This window comes from Kurthia zopfii, assembly GCF_003143955.1.
GTDB classification, from domain to species: domain Bacteria; phylum Bacillota; class Bacilli; order Bacillales_A; family Planococcaceae; genus Kurthia; species Kurthia zopfii.
Genome location: NZ_QFVS01000008.1, coordinates 61,661 through 86,683, shown reverse-complemented (window position 1 = coordinate 86,683; position 25,023 = coordinate 61,661). Strand labels below are relative to the sequence as shown.

22 protein-coding genes are annotated in these 25,023 nt (G+C 36.8%); 17 read left to right on the top strand and 5 right to left on the bottom strand.

What is annotated here, in order from left to right; genetic code table 11:
- Nucleotides 1-177: 177 nt before the first annotated feature.
- From DF281_RS04975 to DF281_RS04945, 7 genes are all read left to right on the top strand, one after another.
- A complete protein-coding gene (locus DF281_RS04975) occupies nucleotides 178-897 on the top strand; it encodes a (Fe-S)-binding protein (protein ID WP_109349144.1) in 720 nt (239 codons plus the stop codon).
- 16 nt (nucleotides 898-913) lie between these two features.
- Nucleotides 914-2,362, top strand: a complete 1,449-nt coding sequence (locus tag DF281_RS04970) for a LutB/LldF family L-lactate oxidation iron-sulfur protein (protein WP_109349143.1) — start codon at nucleotides 914-916, stop codon at nucleotides 2,360-2,362.
- On the top strand, nucleotides 2,349-3,065 hold the full coding sequence (locus tag DF281_RS04965) for a LutC/YkgG family protein (protein WP_109349142.1): 717 nt from the start codon (nucleotides 2,349-2,351) through the stop codon (nucleotides 3,063-3,065). The genes DF281_RS04970 and DF281_RS04965 overlap by 14 nt, the downstream gene beginning before the upstream one ends.
- A gap of 92 nt (nucleotides 3,066-3,157) precedes the next feature.
- Nucleotides 3,158-3,706, top strand: a complete 549-nt coding sequence (locus tag DF281_RS04960; protein ID WP_109349141.1) for a hypothetical protein — start codon at nucleotides 3,158-3,160, stop codon at nucleotides 3,704-3,706.
- Between the two features lie 146 nt (nucleotides 3,707-3,852).
- On the top strand, nucleotides 3,853-4,248 hold the full coding sequence (locus DF281_RS04955) for a thiol-disulfide oxidoreductase DCC family protein (RefSeq protein ID WP_166636069.1): 396 nt from the start codon (nucleotides 3,853-3,855) through the stop codon (nucleotides 4,246-4,248).
- A gap of 141 nt (nucleotides 4,249-4,389) precedes the next feature.
- On the top strand, nucleotides 4,390-7,095 hold the full coding sequence (acnA, locus tag DF281_RS04950; RefSeq protein WP_109349139.1) for an aconitate hydratase AcnA: 2,706 nt from the start codon (nucleotides 4,390-4,392) through the stop codon (nucleotides 7,093-7,095).
- Nucleotides 7,096-7,292: 197 nt separating this feature from the next.
- Nucleotides 7,293-7,715 (top strand): acyl-CoA thioesterase, encoded by a 423-nt coding sequence (locus DF281_RS04945; RefSeq protein ID WP_109349138.1) that lies wholly within the window; start codon nucleotides 7,293-7,295, stop codon nucleotides 7,713-7,715.
- Between the two features lie 104 nt (nucleotides 7,716-7,819).
- Here DF281_RS04945 and DF281_RS04940 read toward each other — a convergent pair whose 3' ends face one another.
- On the bottom strand, nucleotides 7,820-8,110 hold the full coding sequence (locus DF281_RS04940; RefSeq protein WP_109349137.1) for a HesB/YadR/YfhF family protein: 291 nt from the start codon (nucleotides 8,108-8,110) through the stop codon (nucleotides 7,820-7,822).
- 21 nt (nucleotides 8,111-8,131) lie between these two features.
- On the bottom strand, nucleotides 8,132-8,734 hold the full coding sequence (plsY, locus tag DF281_RS04935) for a glycerol-3-phosphate 1-O-acyltransferase PlsY (protein ID WP_109349136.1): 603 nt from the start codon (nucleotides 8,732-8,734) through the stop codon (nucleotides 8,132-8,134).
- Nucleotides 8,735-8,983: 249 nt separating this feature from the next.
- On the opposite strand from plsY, the gene parE reads away from it, so the two are divergent.
- From parE to DF281_RS14980, 5 genes are all read left to right on the top strand, one after another.
- Nucleotides 8,984-10,963: a DNA topoisomerase IV subunit B gene (parE, locus tag DF281_RS04930; protein WP_109349135.1), complete on the top strand. Its 1,980-nt coding sequence runs from the start codon at nucleotides 8,984-8,986 to the stop codon at nucleotides 10,961-10,963.
- The gene (gene parC / locus DF281_RS04925) at nucleotides 10,964-13,390 is read left to right on the top strand and encodes a DNA topoisomerase IV subunit A (RefSeq protein ID WP_109349134.1); all 2,427 of its coding nucleotides are present in this window, start codon (nucleotides 10,964-10,966) and stop codon (nucleotides 13,388-13,390) included. It begins immediately after the preceding gene.
- Nucleotides 13,391-13,495: 105 nt separating this feature from the next.
- Entirely contained in the window at nucleotides 13,496-14,575 is a 1,080-nt protein-coding gene (locus DF281_RS04920) for an iron-containing alcohol dehydrogenase family protein (protein ID WP_109349133.1), read from the top strand.
- 49 nt (nucleotides 14,576-14,624) lie between these two features.
- The gene (locus tag DF281_RS14985) at nucleotides 14,625-14,915 is read left to right on the top strand and encodes an isochorismatase family protein (protein ID WP_307725173.1); all 291 of its coding nucleotides are present in this window, start codon (nucleotides 14,625-14,627) and stop codon (nucleotides 14,913-14,915) included.
- 54 nt (nucleotides 14,916-14,969) lie between these two features.
- The gene (locus DF281_RS14980) at nucleotides 14,970-15,143 is read left to right on the top strand and encodes a hypothetical protein (protein WP_307725174.1); all 174 of its coding nucleotides are present in this window, start codon (nucleotides 14,970-14,972) and stop codon (nucleotides 15,141-15,143) included.
- A 56-nt stretch (nucleotides 15,144-15,199) separates the two neighbouring features.
- Here the strand turns inward: DF281_RS14980 and DF281_RS04910 are convergent, their stop codons facing one another.
- From DF281_RS04910 to DF281_RS04900, 3 genes are all read right to left on the bottom strand, one after another.
- On the bottom strand, nucleotides 15,200-18,499 hold the full coding sequence (locus DF281_RS04910) for a S8 family peptidase (protein WP_109349132.1): 3,300 nt from the start codon (nucleotides 18,497-18,499) through the stop codon (nucleotides 15,200-15,202).
- 276 nt (nucleotides 18,500-18,775) lie between these two features.
- Nucleotides 18,776-19,414 carry a 2OG-Fe(II) oxygenase gene (locus DF281_RS04905; RefSeq protein ID WP_109349131.1) on the bottom strand — a complete coding sequence of 213 codons (639 nt, stop codon included), beginning with the start codon at nucleotides 19,412-19,414 and terminating at the stop codon, nucleotides 18,776-18,778.
- Between the two features lie 303 nt (nucleotides 19,415-19,717).
- Entirely contained in the window at nucleotides 19,718-20,737 is a 1,020-nt protein-coding gene (locus tag DF281_RS04900) for a C40 family peptidase (protein WP_109349130.1), read from the bottom strand.
- A gap of 370 nt (nucleotides 20,738-21,107) precedes the next feature.
- Here DF281_RS04900 and DF281_RS04895 point away from each other — a divergent pair, with 370 nt between their 5' ends.
- From DF281_RS04895 to apf, 5 genes are all read left to right on the top strand, one after another.
- The gene (locus DF281_RS04895; protein WP_109349129.1) at nucleotides 21,108-21,302 is read left to right on the top strand and encodes a hypothetical protein; all 195 of its coding nucleotides are present in this window, start codon (nucleotides 21,108-21,110) and stop codon (nucleotides 21,300-21,302) included.
- A 113-nt stretch (nucleotides 21,303-21,415) separates the two neighbouring features.
- Nucleotides 21,416-22,039 (top strand): HAD family hydrolase, encoded by a 624-nt coding sequence (locus DF281_RS04890; RefSeq protein ID WP_109349128.1) that lies wholly within the window; start codon nucleotides 21,416-21,418, stop codon nucleotides 22,037-22,039.
- Nucleotides 22,040-22,051: 12 nt separating this feature from the next.
- Nucleotides 22,052-22,354, top strand: coding sequence for a hypothetical protein (locus DF281_RS04885; RefSeq protein WP_109349127.1), 303 nt, complete (start codon nucleotides 22,052-22,054; stop codon nucleotides 22,352-22,354).
- Nucleotides 22,355-22,534: 180 nt separating this feature from the next.
- Nucleotides 22,535-23,344 carry a YitT family protein gene (locus DF281_RS04880; RefSeq protein ID WP_109349126.1) on the top strand — a complete coding sequence of 270 codons (810 nt, stop codon included), beginning with the start codon at nucleotides 22,535-22,537 and terminating at the stop codon, nucleotides 23,342-23,344.
- Between the two features lie 404 nt (nucleotides 23,345-23,748).
- Nucleotides 23,749-24,369, top strand: a complete 621-nt coding sequence (apf, locus tag DF281_RS04875; RefSeq protein WP_109349125.1) for an aggregation-promoting factor — start codon at nucleotides 23,749-23,751, stop codon at nucleotides 24,367-24,369.
- The last annotated feature ends 654 nt before the right edge of the window (nucleotides 24,370-25,023 follow it).

Below are 25,023 nucleotides of genomic sequence, written 5' to 3'. Positions count from 1 at the left end.
TTAAAGATTGCTTAATGGAGAAAATTGAAGGAAATAGTTTATCATTCCTAATCCGCTTCACACTATTATTATCCATTCCATTTTGTAATAGTGTTCATTCCGTTGCGTTTGATAGTATAATTATTCTATTAAGTTTATAATTTTCAAATTAATCCGAATTTATCGAGGGGGATTGTCATGAAAGTATCTTTATTTGCCACATGTTTGGTTGATACATTTCAAACGAATGTAGGAAAGGCGACTGTTGAAATTTTGGAAAGACTTGGGTGTGAAATTGAGTTTCCGAGATCACAAGTTTGTTGTGGGCAACCTGCATATAACTCAGGTCATATCGAGAAAGCGAAAGAACCGATGAAGAAAATGATTGATACTTTTTTACATGCAGAAGTTATTGTTACACCTTCAGGTTCTTGTGCCACAATGTTTAAAGAATATCCGCATGTTTTCAAAGATGATCCGCTCTATGCAGAAAAAGCGCAAATTGTCGCAGATAAAACCTATGAGCTAACTGATTTTATCGTAAATGTTTTAAAGGTTGAAGATGTTGGAGCATCATTCAATCATAAAATTACGTATCATCCATCATGCCATATGACGCGTTTATTAGGCGTAAAAGACGCGCCATATACTTTATTAAACAATGTGAAAGGTCTTGAATTTGTTCCATTACCATATAGTTATAATTGCTGTGGTTTCGGTGGGACATTCTCTGTGAAAATGGGGAATATTTCTGAACAAATGGTAGATGAAAAAGTAGATTCTGCAATTGAGACGGAAGCGGAATACTTAGTAGGTGCAGATGGTGGTTGCTTAATGAATATTGGCGGTCGTATGCATAGACGTGGCGAAAAAATTAAAGCAATTCATATTGCAGAAATTTTGAATCAAATCGTGTAAATGAGGGGGTCAAAAAATGGCGATTAAATATAATGATGAAGCATTTAAAGATAATGTAAATACAAATTTAGAACGTGATTTTATGCGTGGCGCTGTCACTGCAGCTCAAAATAAATTGCATGGCGGTCGTTTAAAAGCCGTAGAAGAACTTGGAGATTGGGAAGAATGGCGAAATCATGGTGAAGAAATTCGCCAACATGTATTAAATAATTTGGACTACTATTTAAACCAACTTGCTGAAAACGTTGAAAAAGCTGGTGGTCATGTATTTTTTGCACAAACGGCTGATGAAGCGACTGCATATGTACAATCTGTTGTGAAAAAGAAAAATGCTACAAGAGTCTTAAAATCAAAATCAATGGTGACAGAAGAAATCAGTTTAAATGAAGCGCTTGAAGAAATCGGTTGTTCAGTCTTGGAGACAGATTTAGGTGAATATATTTTACAATTAGATGATCATGATAAGCCATCTCATATCGTGGCGCCGTCTGTACACAAAAATCGCTTCCAGATTAAAGAAGTATTCGTCGCAAAACTAGGCTATCCCGAGGACGGATCAGCAGATGCGAAAGACTTGGCGCGATTCGTTCGAACAATTTTAAGAGAAGATTATATGAAAGCGGAAGTCGGCATTACAGGTTGTAACTTCGCAATTGCGGACAGCGGCTCGATTTCACTTGTCACAAATGAAGGGAATGCAGGACTTGTAACTACAATTCCTGAAACGCATATTGCGGTTATGGGCATGGAGCGACTTGTACCTTCTATGGAAGAATTGGAAGTGCTTGTCAATATGTTAACGCGAAGTGCGGTTGGTCAAAAACTAACTTCCTACGTCAACATTATTACAGGTCCAAAACGTTCTGAAGATGTGGATGGTCCAGAAGATTTCCATCTTGTCATTTTAGATAATGGTCGTTCGGATATTTTAGCAGGTGAATTTAAGTCCGTTTTACAATGTATTCGTTGTGCCGCTTGTGTCAATGTATGTCCTGTTTATCGCCATATCGGTGGTCATTCATATAATTCCATTTATTCTGGCCCGATTGGAGCGGTATTAACACCACTACTAGCAGGTTATGATGATTTTAAAGAATTGCCATATGCGTCATCTTTATGTGGAGCTTGTACGGATGCTTGTCCTGTCAAAATCCCGCTTCATCAACTATTACTAAAACATCGCCAAGTCATTGTTGAAAAAGAAGGACGAGCGCCTGTTTCAGAAGGGCTTATGATGAAAGGATTTAGTGTGGGAGCTTCGAGTAGCACATTATTTAATGTCGGAACAAAAATTGCAGCAACAGTGATGAAACCACTATCAAAGGATAATATGATTTCAAAAGGTGTTGGCCCATTAAAAGATTGGACGGATATTCGAGATTTCCCAATCGTTGAACGTGAGAAATTACGTGATTGGTTCGACAAACGCGAAAAGAAAGGTGGAAAATCGAATGATTCAAAATAGAACACCCTTTTTAAATAAAATTTCAGCTTCATTAAATCGAACTGAAATCAATGCACAACCACCTGTGAAAGAGTGGCAACATCGCCCTGTTGAAAAAAAGCTTTCTCATTTAACTTCAGACGAATTAATGCCAGCTTTCATTGAACAATGTGGCGTTTTAAAAAATACGACAATTGTCGAAGTTGAAGCAGCCCAAGCTATGAAGGAAATTGATGCGGCGGTTCAGAAATTTGGTGGTCAATCCGTTGCGTTGTGGGATGATGAGCGATTAACTGCGCTTGGTATTGAGCAATTAACGACTTCTAAATGGATTGATGAAGGAATGGCGGTTCATATTTGGGATTCGGCTCTAGGTCGCACGGAAAACTTTGAACGAACGAATGCGTCGAATATTGGCATTGCGTATGCTGAATATGCACTAGCTGAATCAGGCACAGTCGTACTTTATTCTGCAGAAGGTCAGGGGAAAGCGGTCGGTTTACTTCCGAATGTTTTTATTGCGATTGTGAAGAAAAGTACATTACTTCCTCGAATGACACAGGCGGCAAGCAAAATTAAAGAAGATTTTGCCAATACGCAATTACTACCAGCAGCTGTCGACTTCATATCAGGCCCAAGTAACTCGGCAGATATTGAGATGGATTTAGTCGTTGGCGTGCATGGGCCTATTTTCGCCCATTATATTGTGCTATCCGACCAATAGAAATTTTATGAATTATAAGCGGTACTAGTGCGAAAGCCTTTCATTAAGTGTATAATGAGTACTAATGGATTAGAACATTGGGGGATTTATATATGTTGAAAATTACTTTCGGAAAAACAAGATACAATGCTGATAAATTACTATTAAATATAGAAAACAATACGCTTGAATTAGGAAATGGTTATAAAATGACGAATTTAAGTGCGCATGCAGACTTAAGTGAGTTCGTTCAGTATGTAAACAAACAATATTTACTTGGTGATAATATCATTAATGCAGACATCTGGTATTCGAGAAACGGTGGTAGTGAAACGGAACCAAACTATATCGTTGAAAAAATGGAAAATCAAGTTACGCCGATTGAAGATCGATTCCACCGTAATGTTTTCATTGATGGTCAAGATGTACAACATTATGGGTATAAAATTTTACAAATCGTAGACAACATGATTTTACTAACGACACCTCGTTCGATTATTACAATTCAAGCAAGTGATTCAATCATCATGCAAGCGAAGGCACTTGAAACGATCTTAACGACGGAGCCTGTCATTACTTTGGATACGATTGCTTTCTATTTAAACCAAGAAATGAAAACGAAAGAACTTACAGTTACTTCTACAACATTTAATCGTAATTAATGATTTTAGCTAATCCAATCGGGTTAGCTTTTTTATTTTATTTTTCGAAAGAAAGGGTAAAGGAATAAGAGTACGTTTAACGGAGTAGCATGAATTGACTATTTTTATTGCCTATTCGATAATGGAATTGAAAGAGGTGTATGAATATGAAAGATTCACCTATTCTGTTTTATGATGGTGATTGTGGATTTTGTCAAAAGTCCGTTCAGTTTTTTCTTAAACATGAGAAGAACCATCACTTTTTATTCGCTTCGTTGCAAGGGTCAATTGGAGAACAGCAGCTTCCAGAGCATTTAACGACTAATCTGGATTCACTCGTTGTGAAACACGGCAATACAATACTAACTGAATCTGACGCTGTATTTTTCATTGCGGAAAATTTATCTTTTCCTTATTCTTTGGCGAAAATAGGGAAGTATGTACCGAAAAGGCTTCGCAATGGAATTTATAGAATGGTTGCACGAAACAGACATAAGTTATCGAAAACTAGCGAAAGTTGTCGTTTATTATCAAAAGATGAGCGATTGCGATTTCTAGATTAGATAGGTCATAAACATTTCTTATCACAAAGTATAATTTTAATGTTATTTACTTATGTGTTGTTTTCTTATATCATAGGTGTTGGAGAAAAGTGGCTCAACAAAGCCTTTTCATATTAGTTAATTTAGAGGGGGAACCGAACAATGGCAAACACTAACTTGCATAACAGTCGCTCTTCATTCGAAGTAAACGGCAAAACTTACAACTTTTACCGTTTAGGCGCAATCGAAGAAGCAGGCGTAGCAAACATCAAACGCCTTCCTTATTCAATCAGAATTTTATTAGAATCAGTATTACGTCAATATGATGGATACGTAATCAAAGAAAATCACGTAGACAACTTAGCTAAATGGGGTAAAGGATCAGAAGCAAACGCTGAAGTACCTTTCAAACCATCTCGCGTAGTTTTACAAGATTTCACTGGTGTACCAGTAGTAGTTGATTTAACTTCTCTACGTACAGCAATGAACGACATGGGCGGCGACGGTAACGAAATCAACCCAGCAATCCCTGTAGACCTTGTAATTGACCACTCAGTACAAGTTGATAAATACGGTAATGCAGCTGCATTACAAGCAAACATGGACCTTGAATTCGAACGTAACGCTGAGCGTTACAACTTCTTAAAATGGGCTCAAACTGCATATGATAACTTCCGTGCTGTACCTCCAGCAACAGGTATCGTTCACCAAGTAAACCTAGAGTATTTAGCTCCAGTTGTACACGTTAACGAAAACACTGACGGAACTTTCGACACATTCCCAGACTCAGTAGTTGGTACTGACTCACATACAACAATGATCAATGGTATCGGTGTTCTTGGATGGGGTGTTGGTGGTATCGAAGCTGAAGCAGGTATGCTTGGACAACCTTCATACTTCCCAATTCCTGAAGTAATCGGTGTTAAACTTACTGGTACACTTCCATCAGGAACTACAGCAACTGACTTAGCACTTAAAGTTACTCAAGTGTTACGTAAAAAAGGTGTTGTTGGTAAATTCGTTGAGTTCTTCGGACCTGGCGTACCAGCTCTTCCATTAGCTGACCGTGCAACAATCTCTAACATGGCTCCTGAATACGGTGCTACTTGTGGTTTCTTCGCAATTGACGATGAATCACTTAACTATATGCGTTTAACAGGACGTGAAGAAGAACACATCGCTGTAGTAGAAAACTACTTAAAAGCGAACGATATGTTCTTTGACGCTGACTTAGAACCAGATTACACTGACGTTGTAGAAATCGATTTAGCTCAAATCGAACCAAACCTTTCAGGTCCTAAACGTCCACAAGATTTAATTCCATTAACAGAAATGAAAAAACGCTACCACGAAGTAGTAGTTGCTCCTTCTGGTGTACAAGGTTTCGGTTTAACTGAAGAAGAGTTCACTAAAACGTCAACTGCTAAATTCGCTGAGGGCGATGTAGAAATCCCAGCAGGTGCTGTTGGTATCGCTGCAATCACTTCATGTACAAATACTTCTAACCCATACGTTTTAATCGCTGCAGGTCTTGTTGCGAAAAAAGCTGTAGAATTAGGCTTAACTGTTCCTAAATGGGTTAAAACTTCACTGGCACCAGGTTCTAAAGTAGTAACTGGTTACCTTGAAGATTCAGGTTTACAAACTTACCTAGATACAATTGGATTCAACACTGTTGGTTACGGTTGTACTACATGTATCGGTAACTCAGGTCCATTACTTCCAGAAATCGAAGAAGCGATCCAATCGAACGATTTATTCGTAACTTCTGTACTTTCTGGTAACCGTAACTTCGAAGGTCGTGTTCACCCATTAGTGAAAGCTAACTACTTAGCATCTCCACCACTTGTAGTTGCTTACGCATTAGCTGGTACTGTTGACGTAGATCTTCGTAAAGATTCATTCGGTAAAGATAAAGATGGTAAAGATGTATTCTTCGATGATATCTGGCCAACTACTGATGAAGTAAACGCTGTATTATCTAAAGTTGTAAACCGTGAATTATTCCAAAAAGAATATGAAACTGTATTCAACGCTAACGAAACTTGGAATGCAATTGAAACATCAACTGATACTCTTTACACATTTGATGATAAATCAACTTACATCCAAAACCCACCATTCTTCCAAAACTTATCAGCTACTCCGGAGAACATTTCTTCTCTTGAAGGCTTACGCGTTTTAGCTAAGTTTGGTGATTCAATCACAACTGACCATATTTCACCAGCTGGTGCAATTGGTAAAGAAACTCCTGCAGGTCAATACTTACGTGCAAACGGTGTAGAACCTCGTAACTTCAACTCTTACGGTTCTCGTCGTGGTAACCACGAAGTAATGATGCGCGGTACTTTCGCTAACATCCGTATCCGTAACCAAATCGCTCCAGGTACAGAAGGTGGTTTCACTACTTACTGGCCAACAGGCGAAGTTGAGTACATTTACGATGCAGCAATGAAATACGCTGAAGCTAACACTGGTTTAGTAGTATTAACTGGTAAAGACTACGGTATGGGTTCTTCTCGTGACTGGGCAGCTAAAGGTACTAACCTTCTAGGTGTTAAAACAGTTATCGCTGAATCATACGAGCGTATTCACCGTTCTAACTTAGTTATGATGGGTGTTCTTCCTCTACAATTCGCTGCTGGCGAATCTGCAGAAACACTTGGCTTAACTGGTGAAGAAACATTCTCAGTAAATATCGCTGAAGGCGTTAAACCTCACGATATGCTTACTGTAACTGCTACTGCAGCTGACGGTTCTGTTAAAGAATTCAAAGCTCTAGCTCGTTTCGACTCAGAAGTTGAAGTAGATTACTACCGTAACGGCGGTATCCTACAAATGGTATTACGTAACAAATTAGCTAAATAATTTGTCGTAGATCAGAAAAGACCTACCTTAATTGGTAGGTCTTTTTGTCTTTGAGAATGATTAATGTTGAACCTTTTAAGAACGTTCATTAGGGAAGTGTATCGAAATAAAAGTGGTTTCTAAGGCTAAATGTAGCAAGGGTTTTTGTAGTAAGGTTTTCATATAATTTGTTATAATAATATATGAGGTGACTTAAAATGTATATAAGTGAAAAAGAAATCGAAATACGTTATGCCGAAACAGATCAAATGGGTGTTGTGTATCATGCCAATTATGTCATTTGGCTAGAAGTTGGGCGATCACAACTAATTCAAGATCTAGGATTTTCAGTCCGTGATATGGAAGAAGCGGGCTATGTATCACCGGTGATGAACGTCAACATCAGTTATAAGGCTTCATTGCGATATGGTGAGCCTGCAATCGTCAAAACATGGATTAAGTCACAAGACAAGTTAAGAACGGTCTACGGCTATGAAATATGCCATGAAGACGGTGTTGTAGCTGCAACTGCTACGACAGAACATATATTAGTGCGAAAAGATAATTTCAGACCAATTTCACTGAAAAAAGTAAATGAAGATTGGTATAATAAATATTTAGAGATTGCTGAAGTTCAGTAATAATTCTGTGAGACGAGGGGAATGTATAAAACCCTCGTTTTACTTGTTTAAGCATAAAAAAAGCTGAATAACTCAAGTATATGAGCTACCCAGCAAATAGTATTCTAGTCTAAGTAAGTGAAGCTAAGTTCATCTAAATCAGTATTTACATCTACTTTGAAATCATGGCCAGCGAAAAACCATTCGTCGTCATTTTCAATATAGAAATGAAAACCACCAATATCTTCTGTAATCGTTGCTTGGATCGGGGCATCTGTATTCATACCAATAGAATAACCTTCGTGAAATGGGTTTGAACCACCATATCGAGCGAAGAAACGAATGAATGCACCTTCTTCTAAGTCCATTTCATCTTTAAACCACTGAATTGCTTGATCGGTAATAATCATTTTCATACAATTACCACTCCATTTCTTTTAAATCCAAGTTATTTTAGGTTCTGTACCATTTTTAATACGCGTAATGTTTGTACGGTGACGATAAATAACGAAAAATGCTAATAAAGCTGTTATGATTAATAGATAATACTCCTGATCAATGATCGCATAGACTATACTATACACAAAGGCAAGTACTGCTGTAATCATAGATGATAGGCTAACCATTTTACAAATCTTTAAGCAAATTAAGAATGCTACTAATAGTAAAATGAAGATTGGCCAATGGTAACCTAAAAGTACGCCAGCTGATGTTGCAACAGCTTTTCCACCTTTGAATTTCGCGAAAATCGGGAACATATGACCGACGACAGCGATAACTCCTGCAATTAACGGATGAATATTGCTGTTTGAAAGTAGGGCAAATGTGGTTAATAGAGTTGCTAGTGTTCCTTTTAGAATATCCATAACCGTAACAACTGCTCCAGCTTTCTTGCCGAGAATACGGAAAGTGTTCGTTGCGCCTAGGTTCCCACTTCCTTGTTGGCGGATATCAGTTTTGTAAAACAACTGACCAATCCAAAGGCCAGAAGGGATCGACCCGATTAAATAGGCTAAGATGATGACGATGATTGTTGTCATAGGTAAACTCCTTCTTTTTAGTTTGGTACTAGGTACTAATATATTGTAATAATTATTTTATCACGCAAATACGTTTGGAACAACAAAACAATATGTATCGTCTTCTAGTTTATTCTTATTTTGCTTTATTTTCAAGAAATGGTGTATAATCAAGCCTGACTATATATTAGCAAGCAGTTGACACCGTAGAAAGTTCGGCATAAACTTAAAATATACAAAACAGACGTTCGTGTTAGGAGAGGATTTTTTTTGACAAAAAATAATACACTATCGTCTTATAATGATGACGATATACAGGTGCTAGAAGGTCTTGAAGCAGTTCGTAAAAGACCGGGTATGTACATAGGTTCTACAGATGGTCGAGGATTACACCATCTAGTATACGAAATAGTAGATAACGCAGTTGATGAAGCCTTAGCTGGTTTCGGTAATCATATCATCGTCACTTTACATGATGATCAATCGATTAGTGTACGTGACTTCGGTCGAGGTATGCCAACAGGAATGCATAAAACGGGCAAGCCAACACCGGAAGTTATTTTCACGATTCTTCACGCGGGCGGTAAGTTCGGTCAAGGCGGCTACAAAACTTCAGGTGGACTACATGGTGTAGGTTCTTCTGTTGTAAATGCCCTTTCGAGTTTCTTAGAAGTGACGATTCACCGTGACGGCGAGAAATTCCAAATGCGCTTTGAAAATGGCGGTAAGCCGGTTACTTCATTAAAACGTCTTGGAAAAACAAAGGAAACAGGTACATTAGTACACTTTAAACCAGATACAGAGATTTTTTCTGTGACGAAATACAATTTCGATACTTTAGCTGAAAGATTACGTGAATCAGCATTCCTTTTAAAAGGTCTTAAAATCGAATTAATAGATGAAAATACTGATAAACATGAAACGTACCATTACGAAAATGGTATTGAAGCATTCGTTGCTTATTTGAACGATGAAAAAGATGTCCTTCACCCAGTAAAATATGTTGAAGGTGCGCAAGATCAAATTGAAGTTGAATTTGCCTTCCAATACAATGACGGCTATTCAGAAACAATTCTTTCATTCGTCAATAACGTACGAACTAGAGATGGTGGTACGCATGAAACAGGTGCTAAAACAGCGTTAACTCGTGCATTTAACGAGTATGCCCGTAAAGTCGGTTTACTGAAAGAAAAAGATAAAAATCTAGATGGCTCAGACATTCGAGAAGGATTAGCTGCCATCATTTCAGTGCGTATTCCAGAAGGTCTTCTACAATTTGAAGGCCAAACAAAAGGGAAATTAGGTACGAGTGAAGCACGTGGCGCGGTTGATAGCGTTGTATCTACTCAACTTATGTATATTCTCGAAGAAAATGCTGAACTTAGTACATCATTAGTACGTAAAGCAATTCGTGCGCAACAAGTTCGTGAAGCAGCACGTAAAGCGCGTGAAGATGCCCGTAATGGTAAGAAAAATAAGCGACAATCGACATTACTTTCAGGTAAGCTAACACCCGCACAATCAAAAAATGCGGCAAAAAATGAATTATACTTAGTCGAAGGTGACTCAGCTGGTGGTTCGGCAAAACAAGGCCGTGACCGTTCATTCCAAGCGATTTTGCCACTTCGAGGAAAAGTTATTAATACCGAAAAAGCAAAATTACAAGATATTATGAAAAATGAAGAAATCGTGACGATCATCCATGCAGTTGGTGCAGGGGTCGGCTCAGATTTCAATGTAGAAGATTCTGCATATGATAAAGTCATCATCATGACCGATGCCGATACAGATGGAGCGCATATTCAAGTGTTATTATTAACTTTCTTCTTCCGCTATATGAGACCTTTAGTTGAAGCTGGTAAGGTATATATCGCATTGCCACCGCTATACAAAGTGTCACGAGGTACTGGGCGTAAAGAAGTCATCGAATATGCTTGGACAGAAAAAGAACTTTCATCTGCCATCGCAAAAGTTGGTAAAGGCTATATGCTACAACGCTACAAAGGTCTAGGCGAGATGAACGCCGACCAATTATGGGATACGACGATGAACCCAGAGACACGTACATTGATTCGCGTTAAAATTAATGATTTAGATCGTGCCGAACGCGGAGTTGCTACGTTAATGGGCGACAAAGTTGAACCACGTAGAAACTGGATTGAAACGAATGTTGACTTCGGTCTTGAAGAAGACGACAACATTTTAGAAAGTGAATATATTGAGCAAAACGAAGAACAGGGGGATCTGTAAATGACAGAGCATGAGAAATTTCAAGATCTACCTTTAGAAGAGGTTATAGGCGACCGTTTTGGACGCTATAGTAAATATATTATTCAAGATCGTGCATTACCAGATGCTCGTGACGGTCTAAAACCCGTACAACGTCGTATTTTATACGCGATGTATATGGACAATAACACGAATGAAAAACCATTCCGTAAATCAGCAAAAACAGTTGGTAACGTAATCGCGAACTATCACCCGCACGGAGATAGTTCAGTTTATGAAGCGATGGTGAGACTTTCTCAAGACTGGAAATCACGCCATATGCTCGTGGAGATGCATGGTAATAACGGTTCGCTTGACGGTGATTCACCTGCCGCAATGCGTTATACGGAAGCACGGTTATCGAGTATTTCAGCAGAAATGTTACGCGATATTCAAAAAGAAACAGTAGATTTTATCCCGAACTTTGATGATCAGGATATGGAGCCTACTGTTTTACCAGCTCGTTTCCCTAACTTGCTAGTGAATGGTTCTACAGGGATTTCAGCCGGTTATGCGACGGATATTCCACCACACGCACTTCATGAAGTAATCGATGCTGTATTAATGCGTATGAAAAATGCACATGCTACTGTAGATGAATTAATGAAAGTTATTTCAGGCCCGGATTTCCCAACTGGCGGTATTATTCAAGGTGTTGCAGGCATTAAAAAAGCTTACGAAACAGGTAAAGGTAAAATTGTCGTACGTGCGAAAACACGTATTGAATCGTTGAAAGGTTCTAAAGAACAAATCATCGTAGACGAAATTCCTTACGAAGTGAATAAAGCAAACTTAGTGAAGAAAATGGATGAACTTCGAGTAGATAAGCGACTTGAAGGGATTGCGGAAGTGCGTGATGAATCGGATCGCCAAGGTCTTCGAATTGTTGTAGAGATGCGACGAGACGTTCCAGCCGAGCCAATCCTTCAATATTTATTCAAAAATACGGATTTACAAGTAACATATAACTTTAATATGATTGCCATTTATAATCGCAGACCGGTTATGATGACATTGCCATTAATGTTAGATGCCTATATCGATCATCAAAAAGAGATTATTACGAAACGTAGTCAATATGATTTGAAAAAAGCACATGCTCGTCTACATATTGTGGAAGGCTTAATGAAAGCATTATCAATTTTAGATGAAGTCATTGCGACAATTCGTGGTTCGAAAGATAAAAAAGACGCGAAATCGAATTTACAAACGAAATTTGATTTTACTGAAATTCAATCAGAAGCGATTGTGTCACTACAACTGTATCGTTTAACGAATACAGATATTACTGAATTACGTGAAGAAAAAGCGCAACTTGAAGCGACAGTAGCGGAATTACAAGGAATTTTAAATGATGAACAAACTTTAATTGCTGTTCTGAAAAAAGAATTGCTTGATATTCGCAAACGTTTCAAACAAGATCGTCGTTCGCTTATTCAAGAACAAATTTCAGAAATTAAATTGAATATGGAAGTTTTAATACCTTCTGAAGATGTCATCGTTTCTGTAACGAAAGATGGCTATGTGAAGCGTACAAGTTTACGTTCGCATAAATCTTCTAATGGCGCAGGTTTTGCGATGAAAGAGTCCGATTCGATCTTACTGAAGGAGCAATTGAATACGCAAAATCATCTGTTGCTGTTTACGAATAAGGGGCAGTATATTTTCCAACCAATTCACGAATTGCCGGATATTCGTTGGAAAGATTTAGGTCAGCATATTTCGAGTATCGTTAGTTTAGATGATGATGAACAGATTATTAATGCAATCGGAGTGCAAGATTTCTCAATTGATGCATTTGTCGTAACGGTTACGAAATATGGTCAAATTAAGCGAAGTGCTTTAAAAGAATACTTTGTAACGCGTTACAATAAGCCTTATAAAGCAGTAAATGTGAAAAAAGACGATGAATTATTATTCGCTGAAATCATTACGGAAACACAGGATGTTATTTTATCGACGTATTTAAGTTTTGCATTGCGCTTCCCGATTTCAGAAGTGCCTGTTACGAGCGTTCGAACAGCGGGCATAAAAGCTTGTAACTTAAAAGATGACGATTATATTGTCGCAACGAATATTGTTGATGCCGATGATAAAGGGGATCTCCTAATCATTACGCAACGCGGTTCTGTTAAGAAAATGGCTATTAAAGAATTTGAGTATACTGGTAGACCGAAACGTGGTTTACAAACTTTAAGAGAATTAAAAACAAATCCACATAGAATTTATGATGTATTAAAAGTAAAACGTGGAGATCAAGTGGAAATCGAAACAGAGAAAGATGTCGTTGAGATTATCGAAGTTGATAAATATAGACATGCGGAGCGCCATTCAAACGGCTCTTTAGCAATTAATACCGAAACAGATGGCGAAATTCGTCGTATTTTCAAAATCTGTCCTGAGCAATAAGAATGAAAGTCCTTCATAATAGAAGGGCTTTTCTTTTTTTACGCATTATCGATTGAAAAATCGGAAAATTCATATATTATAGAAGAATAGAAAGAAGGTATATACATGAAAACTATTACAGTACATGCAGCTCCAAGTGAATACATATTAGAAAATGGCATTTTAAAAAAACTTGAAGCTAAATTAATCGAACGAAATATTAAAAAGGCGTTAATCGTCACAGGAATTAAATCATGGGCAGCGGTTGAAAGTTATTTACCAGAATTTCATGAAGTTCAAATTAAGCAATATACATACAATGGAGAATGTTCATTTAGTGAAATCGATAATATCGTAAAACGGATGGACGGTTTTGATGCAATTATTGCGATCGGTGGCGGGAAAGTCATTGATCTAGGAAAAGCCGCTGCTGCTGAAATACATAAGCCTGTTATTGTCGTACCAACTGTTGCTTCAAACTGCGCGCCATGGACACCGTTAAGTGTATTGTACGACGATACAGGGGCATTCATCCGCTATGATGTTTATCCAGTCGCTTCTTCGTTACTTTTAGTCGAGCCGCAATTACTTTTAGAAGGTCCTCGTGATTTATTCGTAGCGGGAATTGGGGATACAATCGCCAAGTGGTATGAAGCGGATGTTCAATTAAAACGAATCGAAGAAAAAACAGTGCCAATGATGATTTCATATGAATCTGCAAGACAATGTAAAGAATTACTCCTAAAACATTCTGTAAAAGCGTTAGAAGCAGTTGATGAAGGCATCGTAAATAATGAATTCATTAAAGTGATTGAAGTGATGTTCATGTATGCGGGTATGGTTGGGGGTTATGGTGATCATTACGGAAGAACTGCTGGAGCTCATTCGATTCATAATGGACTTACAGCAATTGAATCTTCACATAGTGTCCTACATGGTGTGAAAGTATCCTATGGTATTTGTGTTCAACTTATGTTGGAAGGTAGAATTGACGAAATTCATCAATTAAGACCTTTTTATGAGGCACTCCATTTACCACAATCTTTAAAAGAAATGGGTTTACAAGATGTGACAGAGCAACAATTACTAGAAGTAGCCACGAAAGCCGCTGAAAGCCATGAATCCATGCATTTAATGTCGATTGGGGCAATTGATGCGAAGAGAGTTGCAAATGCGATGAGAGAGCTTGAAATAGTAATTAACTAGGGGTGTGTAGATGAAGCAATTATTACTTGTCATTGATGCGCAATAAGCTTTGTTGGAAGGTGAACCTAAAGGGATACCAATCCACAATAAAACGAAATTGATCCGAACGATTAATGATATCGTTCATAATGCGTCAGAAAAAGAAATTCCTGTTATTTTCGTGCGTGATGTAGATGGTGCAGATGGGGCAGGAGCAGGTTTTGAAATACACGAAGATATTGCATTACCAAATGATTGTGACATCTTAGACAAAGCGGCTACGAATGCTTTTTACGGCACGAATTTACTGCAAAGATTACAAAGTCTAAAAATTGAACATCTCGTTATTATGGGCTGCTAAACACAGCATTGCATTGACAGTGCTGTAAGAACGGCGACAATCAATAGTTTCGACGTGACACTTATTGAAGATGGGCATACGACACTCGGCAATGAAAAACTCACGCCACAGCAAATCATTGATCACCATAATATCACTTTGCATGGTCATTATAATGTGGATCACTTTGCTTTAGTTCAAAAATCGACAGACGACGTATTTTCGCCGAAACATCATACATTTAGATAAAGAAAAAAGCAGAATTCACTTAGTCAAAACTAGGCAAATTCTGCTTTTTCAATTGTTTAATAGAGTGCTAGTGAAATTTCATATGGATCGACGAAAGAACTGCCATGACGATCGCGCACTTTAATATAATACTGTGTTTTCTTATTAAATACTAAATCGCCAATTTCACTGTCGCCTTTGCCATAGTAATCGAATTTCTTCACTAATTTTCCTTTAGCGTAGATTTCAATGACAGGATCCATTTCTTCAGGACCTTCAACCGAAATAGCGACATTATGTTTTACTTTAGAATTGAATGAATACCAATCTGTATCGCCATTCATATAACCTGGATTCATATATCCTTTTTTCGCATATTCATCAGAAGCATATTTTTTAAACTTAATCGGATGTGAAGGCTTATTGTTCTTCACTTTATTTTTTGCATCTTCATCTTTTGTAGCTGCTTTTTTCAGCTGTAATTCATATGGATAAATTGAGAATGTATCTTTCGTTGTAAATGCATTTGCTTGTGTCACGATAAAGAATTTTTCTCCCTTTTTCGCTTCGATTGAACCAGTGACCGCTTCGCCAGTTAAATCTTCAGGTAGCGGCTTCACCGTACTCATTTCTTTCGCATCTAATTTACGATTACCATTTGTATCTTTATAAAATGATACGGCTTTCGTATAGTAGTTATGCCATTGATCTGAATAAAGTGCATCATCGAAATAAGAACCTTCCATTTTCAATTGGTATAAACCATTTGAAGGTGCTGTGAAGTAGTAGAAATCTACATCATTCGGTTTTGAAAAATTCCCTTTTACTGTTTTACCCGCATTAATATTTTTGGCTTTATTCGGTTCATCATTCATCTCGTATGCATCCGCAACATTGGATTTCAGTTTTTTACCGATAATTTTATAGCCTTTTTGAGGAATTGAACCATTTGAGCCAATACCAACTTCTACTAAATAAGTTGTTTTTGCTTTTAGACTCGCGATTGCTTTTGGTTTCATGACGCCGTCTTCCGTACTATTTGAAGCATAAAATTGTTCGGATTTAACACCAGTTTTCGGATCTGTTGAAACTTCATAAATTGTAACGGACGGTTGCTCTACATCATGCGCAACAACTGTTGAGAATTCATAAAACCCATCGGTTGTTGTTTTAAAGTAGTACCCATCGATGTCATTTGAACCTTGAAGATAGCCAGACATGCCTTTTTTGAAGTCAAAGTCTCTACCGTATTTCGTAAATAATTTCTCTAAAGAATAACCAGCGTTCGGTTTGTCAACATGTACCGCCGAACCATCGTCATTACTATAAATAATTGGATCCTCATCCTTTGGTACATCTTTTCCACTCAATGTTAGTGAATAGGGTAGCATTGACGCTTTTGGTTTCGCCATGCCTAGTTGAAGTTGATTCATTAAATCATCCGTTGGTAAATTTGCGCTATTGCTCGCATTTGAAACGACGACATAATAATCTTCACCCGCTTTAGAAACGAATGAAGCATATTCCGCTTCACCTATACCATTCTTATTGATCGAAACGAGTGGGCCATGATCGCCATCGCCATATAAATCTTCTTTTTTATAAATTTCGATGCCAAGATTCACACCAGGTAATTTGGATGTATTAACTTGCACCAGTTCATCTTTTGTAGCTTTAAAGTGGAATGTATCCGTATCCACGCCTGATGTAGTAGGACTCATATAGAGGTTTTTAACTGTTTTATTTGACGTTACTTCCATTGGTTTTTCAGAAGTTGCTTCATCTTTAGGCGCAGCATCCAAAGTAAGTACTTGCAATGTGTAATCACTATTAACTTGGCCAAATACATCATTTACACCAATTGCGATATAACCGTCCTCTTTCGCTTTTACATAACCCGCTTCAGTTTTACCAGATGCCACATCATTAATCGCAGTCGTGATAGGTTTTTTACCGAATGATTTGAATGAAAGTTTTAAGTCTTTGTTTTTGCCGCTATCTAGTTTCGCTTGGACATATTGACCTTTTTTCACTTTCACTTTGCGCCAGGATTTCTCATTTGGCTTCGTTAGTTTACTCGTAATGATCGTAGAACCGGGCATTACTTTTGCATCTTTTAAAATCGATGCATTCGTCCACTTTTTAGAAGTAAGAGAAGGGATTTTTTTATAATCATATTTGACCGCTTTAAGTGGCTGAATTAATCCATAGCCGTATTTTAAGTCATACCCCTTTGCGCCGCGGTCTTTCGCAGTTTGTTTCAAAATATATTCAATTTGATCGGGACTGATTTTCTTATGTTTCGATACGAGCATCGCTGCATAGCCTGCAGCATTTGGTGAAGCCATTGATGTACCGCTCATAAATTCAAATGTCGAGCCACGTTCATTATTATAAGAAGTAGAGTAAATGTTTTCACCTGGAGCCATAATGTCTAGTGAAGGGCCGTAATTTGAGAATTCACTACGTTTTTGATTTTCATTCGTAGAACCAACGCTAATAACATGCTCATATGAAGCGGGAAGTGAAGGACTATTTGTATCTTCATTTCCTGAAGCTGCGAAAATCGTAACACCTTTTGCATGTGCGTAGTTAATCGCGGATTCAAGTACAGGCGATTCTTCAAAACCACCAATGCTCATATTAATAATTTTCGTGCCTGATTTCGTAGCTTTAATGATTGCATTTGCAACATCATAGGCGTTGGCATATTCTTCGCCATTGAAAACATCATAAGAAAGAATAGAAGCATTCGGATAAACGCCGTAACCGCCAATTTGATTATTCATTTTCGCTGCGATGATTCCAGCGACATGCGTTCCGTGCGACATAGCAACTGATTTTTTCATGGGATCTGCCACATTGATCGACGTCGTCACTTTTCCTTTCAATTCTGGGTGATTAAAGTCAACACCTGAATCAATTACTGCCACTTTGACATTCTTCTTGTTTGAAACTTTATATGCACTTTTCGTATGTAATGAACTATGCGTGTATTGGAAATAATCCTTATCATCGACAGAACCGAAAAATGTATATTTCGGGCTTAATGACAGTTTTTCTACTTTATTGCTTTGTGCTAATTTCGTTGCCGCATTTTTGAAAGATTCTTCATTTTTGAATTTCAAAACAACCGTGTTCAATTCATTAATTTGGCGTTTAATCGAACCATTTAGATTGCGAATTTCATCATATGTAAATGGAGAACGATATTGAACAACTAATGTATTATTTTCGAAATGATTGCTGGAATTAATCGCTGCCTTTTTAGCGGTAGCTTGTAGAACAGGTGATTTTGCTTGCGCAGTAGGCATTGCCGTGAAAACGAGGCTAGCTGCTGCAACGGAAGTTAATACTGCTTTAATCGGGTTTTTCATTTACTCACTCCTTTTGAAAATTGGTTCTAATCATAACATATCGTATGAAAATTACATCCTACAATGTGACGAATAAAAAGATGGAAAGTTACATAATATGACTAAATATATTATATTGACGATATTCGGAGTGAAAAGAGAAAGTTCGACAGTCTATATATTCAAAGAAAAAGTTAGTAAAAAAGAACAGCTTTATTTCGTAAGCTGTTCCTTAGTTAAAAGTTAATTACCATTTTATTTAAAATTAACTTTTAAATGGAAATTTAGGGTGAAAAATTAACGAATACGTTGTTTACGCATCCATTGTGTTGCAACCCATTTCTCACCTTCAATTACTGGTGCACCACCATGTAAAGTCAGGTTATTCAAGTTTTGATCATTATAAAAGTACTCAAAGTATACTGCGCTTCCTTTTTCGGGACTTACTGAAATGTCTAAAGAGGGGAAGTATGTATCTCCACCCGCCGTCACTTCATTTAAATACATGACCATCGTGCTAATTCTATTGTTTGAAGCAGCTTTACTATTCTCATTGAAAAAGTCGTAATGAGCTTTATATTCTTGTCCTGGTGAATACTTTAATATTTGTAAACCTTCTGCGTGTGCGATCGGGATGTTCATTATGTTCGAAATTCTATTTTCAATCGTAATTATTAAATCATTTTCATTTTCTTCAAAAAACATACTGCTACTTGTACGCTGTTCATCGGTTTGTCTAGCGTCACCAATTTTTGAACGCTTCAATTTATCCTTAGATAAATTTATTAAAGCGGTACATTCCTCATCACTAACAACATTCTTTAATACTACGACTAACGGTTCTTCACAAATAATTTCAAAATTCACGTCACGGTCTAGAGATAGTGTATCTCCTTCATGATCGAATAATGTTTGCTCTTTTACAACAGCCTTCAATATAAAACCACCTTATATAATTGATATTTTTTACCTTTTAATTCTATAAAAAGTAATTTATTTTAGCATGAAAAGGCTGTGTTTGTCTTTATATTTATGAAAAAAGTTTTGTTATTTTGTGGTATTATTTAGGAGTAATTACTTATGTGTTCCAATTTCCGATGCATTATGTTCACTAATATAGTAGAAATGCAGCTGTTTAAGAGGCATTATTAGGATAATCCAATTTTACTGAACGAATCATTTAAGCTAAAATAAAAAGGATTAATCGACATAGAAGCGATTAACCCTTTCAATCATTATTTAAAATGCAGCGTTTAAGCGTTTATAACCTGCGAAGTGCGCTCTCCAATAACCTGAATTTACTGATTCAATTTGAACACGATTACCTGCAGCACTAACCATTTGACCATTTCCTAGGTAAATACCGATATGTGAAATACCAGCTTTATATGTGTTTTTAAAGAATACTAGATCGCCAACTTGTGGATTCGAAACAGCTGTTGATACAGAATAGAATCCAGCAGCATTGTAGCGCGGCGTTGAAATACCTGCTTTATTATATACGTATGCAATATAGCCCGAACAGTCGAACCCTGATGGTGTACTGCCACCAAATACATAAGGAACACCTAAATACTGTTTACCGATAGAAGCAGCTTTGCTAAGGCGGTTAGAGCCATATACCGGTTTAGAGTTACTAACATGTGTTGTTTTACCTTTTACAGAAAGTTTTTGGCCAACGTGAATATTTGTCGATTTCATACCGTTCCAAGACATCAACGTTTTATAAGAAACGCCGTATTTTGAAGCAATTTTAGATAATGTGTCACCACGTTTTACTGTATAAGTAGATTTCTTCGATGATGAAGTAACAGTTGAAGTTGGTTTTTTAGCAGGCTGTTTATTCGTCGAAACGACTTTCCCTTTTACAGAAAGCTTTTGACCAACACGAATATTTGTCGATTTCAAACCATTCCAAGACATCAACGTTTTATAAGAAACACCATGTTTTGAAGCAATTTTAGATAATGTATCGCCGCGTTTTACCGTATAATTTTTCGATTTCTTTGTAGTAGTAGAAGAATAACTGTTTTTCTTACCATCTTTGATCGATAGTTTTTGACCTTTATGAATAGTAGTATTTTTTAGACCATTCCATTTCATAACTGTTTTGTAAGAAACACCGTATTTTGAAGCGATTTTAGAAAGTGAATCACCAGCTTTTACCGTGTATGTAGAGGCCGATGCAGTCGATGCACCAATAGTAGAAGCCGCTACAATTGAACCTAGAGCAACAGCTGAAATAATCGTTTTTTTCATGTGTATGTATTCTCCTTAAGATGAGTTGTTTTATTAGTTTGTTTAAATCTATATTTAGTATATAGAAAGCTTTTAATCAAATAAATATCAATACTATCAAAATATCATTACATTTTAGTCGTTTTTGTAACATAACAAATGCTATTGTAATAAATAGGTGCTAAAGATATTTAAAATTAGTCAAAAAGTCTTGTGGCAGATTAGTAGGTTTCTACATATGAGAAATACTAGATTTAATGTACCTAAATCAAATAATCACGCAGAAACTTGTTTTTTTTCGAAAAAAACATTATAGTGAAAATAATATTGTGTAAATATTGTAAATTAATTGTTTGATTTATATAGAAAATTGATCAGAGGAGGGAATGGGTTGAAAGGGTATATCATGAATACAATCGTGGGGTCTAGCTTTGATTCCGTTGCTTCTTTAACCGAAAAGAAAGAAACATCGACTTTTTTAAATCTATCGCAAAATGATATTTGGTTATTTGTTGTAGCAATCATCGGATTAATCATCTTAGCGATGACAATCTTATTTGTCATGAAAAACAAAAAAACAAGATAATTTCTGTTACACGAGTTCCTTTTTTTCACTGAAAAGGGACTCTTTTTCTTTGTGCATGCATACTTCATGCGATTTTAGGCTATATAGTATGTAGACGTTAAGGAGGTAATACGATGTTTAAAGCATTTATATTTGATGTAGATGGCACGATTATTGATACAGAATTAGCTATGTTAAATTCACTTCAACAAACACTTCAAAATGAAAAAAATTTAAAAGTAGTACATGATGATATTCGTTTTATACTTGGAATTCCTGGGAAGGATGCATTGCGCATGATGGGTCACGAACCTGTGGAAAAGCTGCATAAAATATGGTCTGATGCTGTTCTCGATTTTTCGCATGATGTGACGGTTTTTAAAGGAATGCGTGAAACATTAGATTTTTTGTTTGAAGCGAATAAAACCTTGGCAATTGTCACTTCAAAAACGAAGCAGTCCATGCGTGACGAGTTCGATCATTTTAATCTAAATCCATACTTCAAAGATATTTTAGATGCGGATGACACGATTCAGCATAAACCGCATCCAGAACCTTTAATGCAATCATTGAAAAACCTCGAACTTGAGCCAAAAGATGCCATTTATATTGGCGATTCAATTTATGATATGCAAAGCGCGCATAAGGCAGGGATGAAGTTTGGCTTGGCATTATGGGGAGCTAAAAGTACCGAGAAATTCAAAGATGCCGATTATATTTTCTCTGAACCAAGAGATTTAATGAATCTGATTTATTAGGAGGGGTTCGAAATGAATGATTGTAATTGCGCAATTAGAGAAAAACTTTATTTGAAATGTGGCCATTCAAATGAATTATTTGTCTGTGCAACATGTATGAAGAATGTAGAAGTCAACACACTACAGCTTCCGAGTGAAATTGTACAGCAATTGCAACTTTGGCAAAGTGACTATGGTAATTGGTTGGACGATCAGTCAGGTATAATCTTTCATGGCGGCGACCTGTTAATACAGATTCACCATGACCTTGGCACGAGATATAGCCAAATATTAAAGGAAACATACAATCAAAATGTAGAATATCAGATGACGTAAGAGGAATCGGTTGATGATTCTTCTTTTTTGAGTTTCTACTATATTAATAGATCGTAAAAAAGGGGATGACTTAATTTATGCGATTTTCAGAAAAAACTATTAAATGTTAAAATACATATTTTTAGCTATAATTAGAGTAATACTTTGCATGAACAAAGGGGTATAAGGGGACATGGAATTATGAAGAATATTTTAATGATCATTATTGGATCGTCGCTTGTAGGATTCGCCTATAATTGGCTACTCATTCCGCATAGCATTTTAAGTAGCGGTTTAAGTGGGATTGCAATAATGCTTGGTTTGATGTATCCGTTCGACACGGGTATTTTAAACTTTCTACTAAACTTACCGCTTCTAATATTAGGGGTTATGAAGCTTGGTAAAAGGTTTGTAGGTTATACAATTTTATCAGTAGTAGCAGTATCGGCGAGTTTGTACTTAGTTCCGCAAATGGAATTAACGCATGAACCATTACTTGCTGCACTATTCGGTGGGGTAATTACAGGTATCGGGATTGGGATTGTATTCCGTGCTTCAGGGTCGTCAGGTGGTTTTGATATTATCGCAATGATTTTAGCGAAGAAAACCGATTTCCCAATTGGCGCATTACTTTCTGCAATGAACGCAGTTATCGTTGTCGCTTCAGGCTTCATTTTTGGATGGGATGCAGCTTTAATGACGTTAGTAACGATTTATGTAACGGGTAAAGTAATTGATGCGATTCACACGACGCATATTAAACTAACTTTAACGATTATTACCGCAAAAGGTGAAGAAATGAAAAATATGCTTTTAGAAAATCTATATAGAGGCGTAACAATCTCTGATGGTGTCGGAGCATATTCTGGTGAAGATCGTAAAATTCTAATGACTGTTATTACGAAGTATCAGTTAGCAGAGTTAAAAGATCGAATCCAGCAAACAGATCCGGATGCATTTGTTAACATCACACAAACAACAGAAGTATTAGGTAGTTTTTATAAAGGGTAGAGAAATTAAAGGGATTAGTACTCAAAATTGAGAACTAATCCCTTTTCGATTACAGATAATTATTAAAAAGGAAATAAAAAGAAGTCGTTTGTAACATAACGAGTAAAATCACCCTCGAAAATGATGGATTTAATTCTTTTTATATGGTTTTTTCGATGTTTAAGAAGTTTTTTATCGGGTATTACACCAAAAAATGATGATGAAACTGTTAATAAATGGTTGTTACAAACCTTGAATTGAATAGGTTTTCGACACAATTAAGCGAGAAACGACATTATAATCCCTATATTTGACAGCGGTTGTAATCTCGCTGTAACAAATGGGCAATTATTTTGTCACGGATCTGATATTTTCCCTTGGTATAGTTAGGTCAGTTAGAAAAACCGAGGAGGAAATTCAACATTATGAAAAAGCAACTTATCGCAATTACAGGTGCATTAGCACTTTCAACTACAGCATTCGCAGGAGCAGCTTCTGCAAAAGAAATTACAATTCAATCAGGTGATACTTTATCTGAATTAGCTTTAACGCACAACACAACAGTTTCAACTTTACAACAATTAAACGGTCTTACATCTGACCTAATCTTTGCAGGTGCACAACTAGAAGTTGGCGGAAACGGCGTAGCGACACAAGCTCCTGTTCAAAACACAACTTACCAAGCACCAGTAAAACAAGTTCAAACACAAACAACTTATAAAGCACCAGTGCAACAAAAACAAGCGGCTCCAGTACAACAAGCGCCTGTAAAACAAGCACCAGTGAAAAAAGCTTCAACATCATCAAACTACCAAGGTTCTTCATCTTCAGCGAAAAGCTGGATCGCAATGAAAGAATCAACAAACAACTACAACGCTCGTAGTGCAACAGGTAAATACATTGGTAAATACCAATTAGACCGTTCTTACTTAAACGGTGACTACTCACCAGCAAACCAAGAGCGCGTAGCTGACAAGTATGTTAAAGATCGTTACGGTTCATGGGATAATGCTAAATCAGCTTGGATGCAAAAAGGCTGGTACTAAGCTTAAATAGTTAGAAATTCAAGACGGGGATTATTCCTCGTCTTTTTTTTATGGTTCTATTCTAGGTTCTATTATATATGTTGGGGTCTAAAAACAATTCACGTTGTGTCTTTCAGAAATAACGAATGCTTTCCGCCGACAAGTGCCGCACTATTTCTTTCCACTTTAGGTGGAAAGAAAGGATTGCTTCACACTTGTTTTTCGGCAGGAGTCCTCGTTATTTCTTTCAAGATTAGAGAAGAGAATGATAAAAGTGCAATTAAATATTAGTTTTAATAGCAAGCTTGATTTGAAAAGAGAAGAAAATTAGATCGAGATTAGCTTTCGTTGATAATCGCAGGCTCATTCTACTTAGTTTGATGTGAATTAACCTCGTTTTTCAGGAAATTAAAGGTTGAATAAACAATAAAATGGATGCGCTTTGTAATATTCGAGGGGTTTAAGGCTCGTAATAAGGGGTATAATCCCCGTTTTTATAGAAAAAACAAAGAATTTTAATGAAAATTAAGCGACGAAAATTCGATTTTAGCTGTTTTTATGGGAAATTTAGCCTTCCATTATAGCCCGACATGAAGCTTTTTATGAATTTTTGTTTTGTTACCACAGTGAAATTAGAAGGATTTACCACCCTCTTGTAATACTGCTGTAACATTC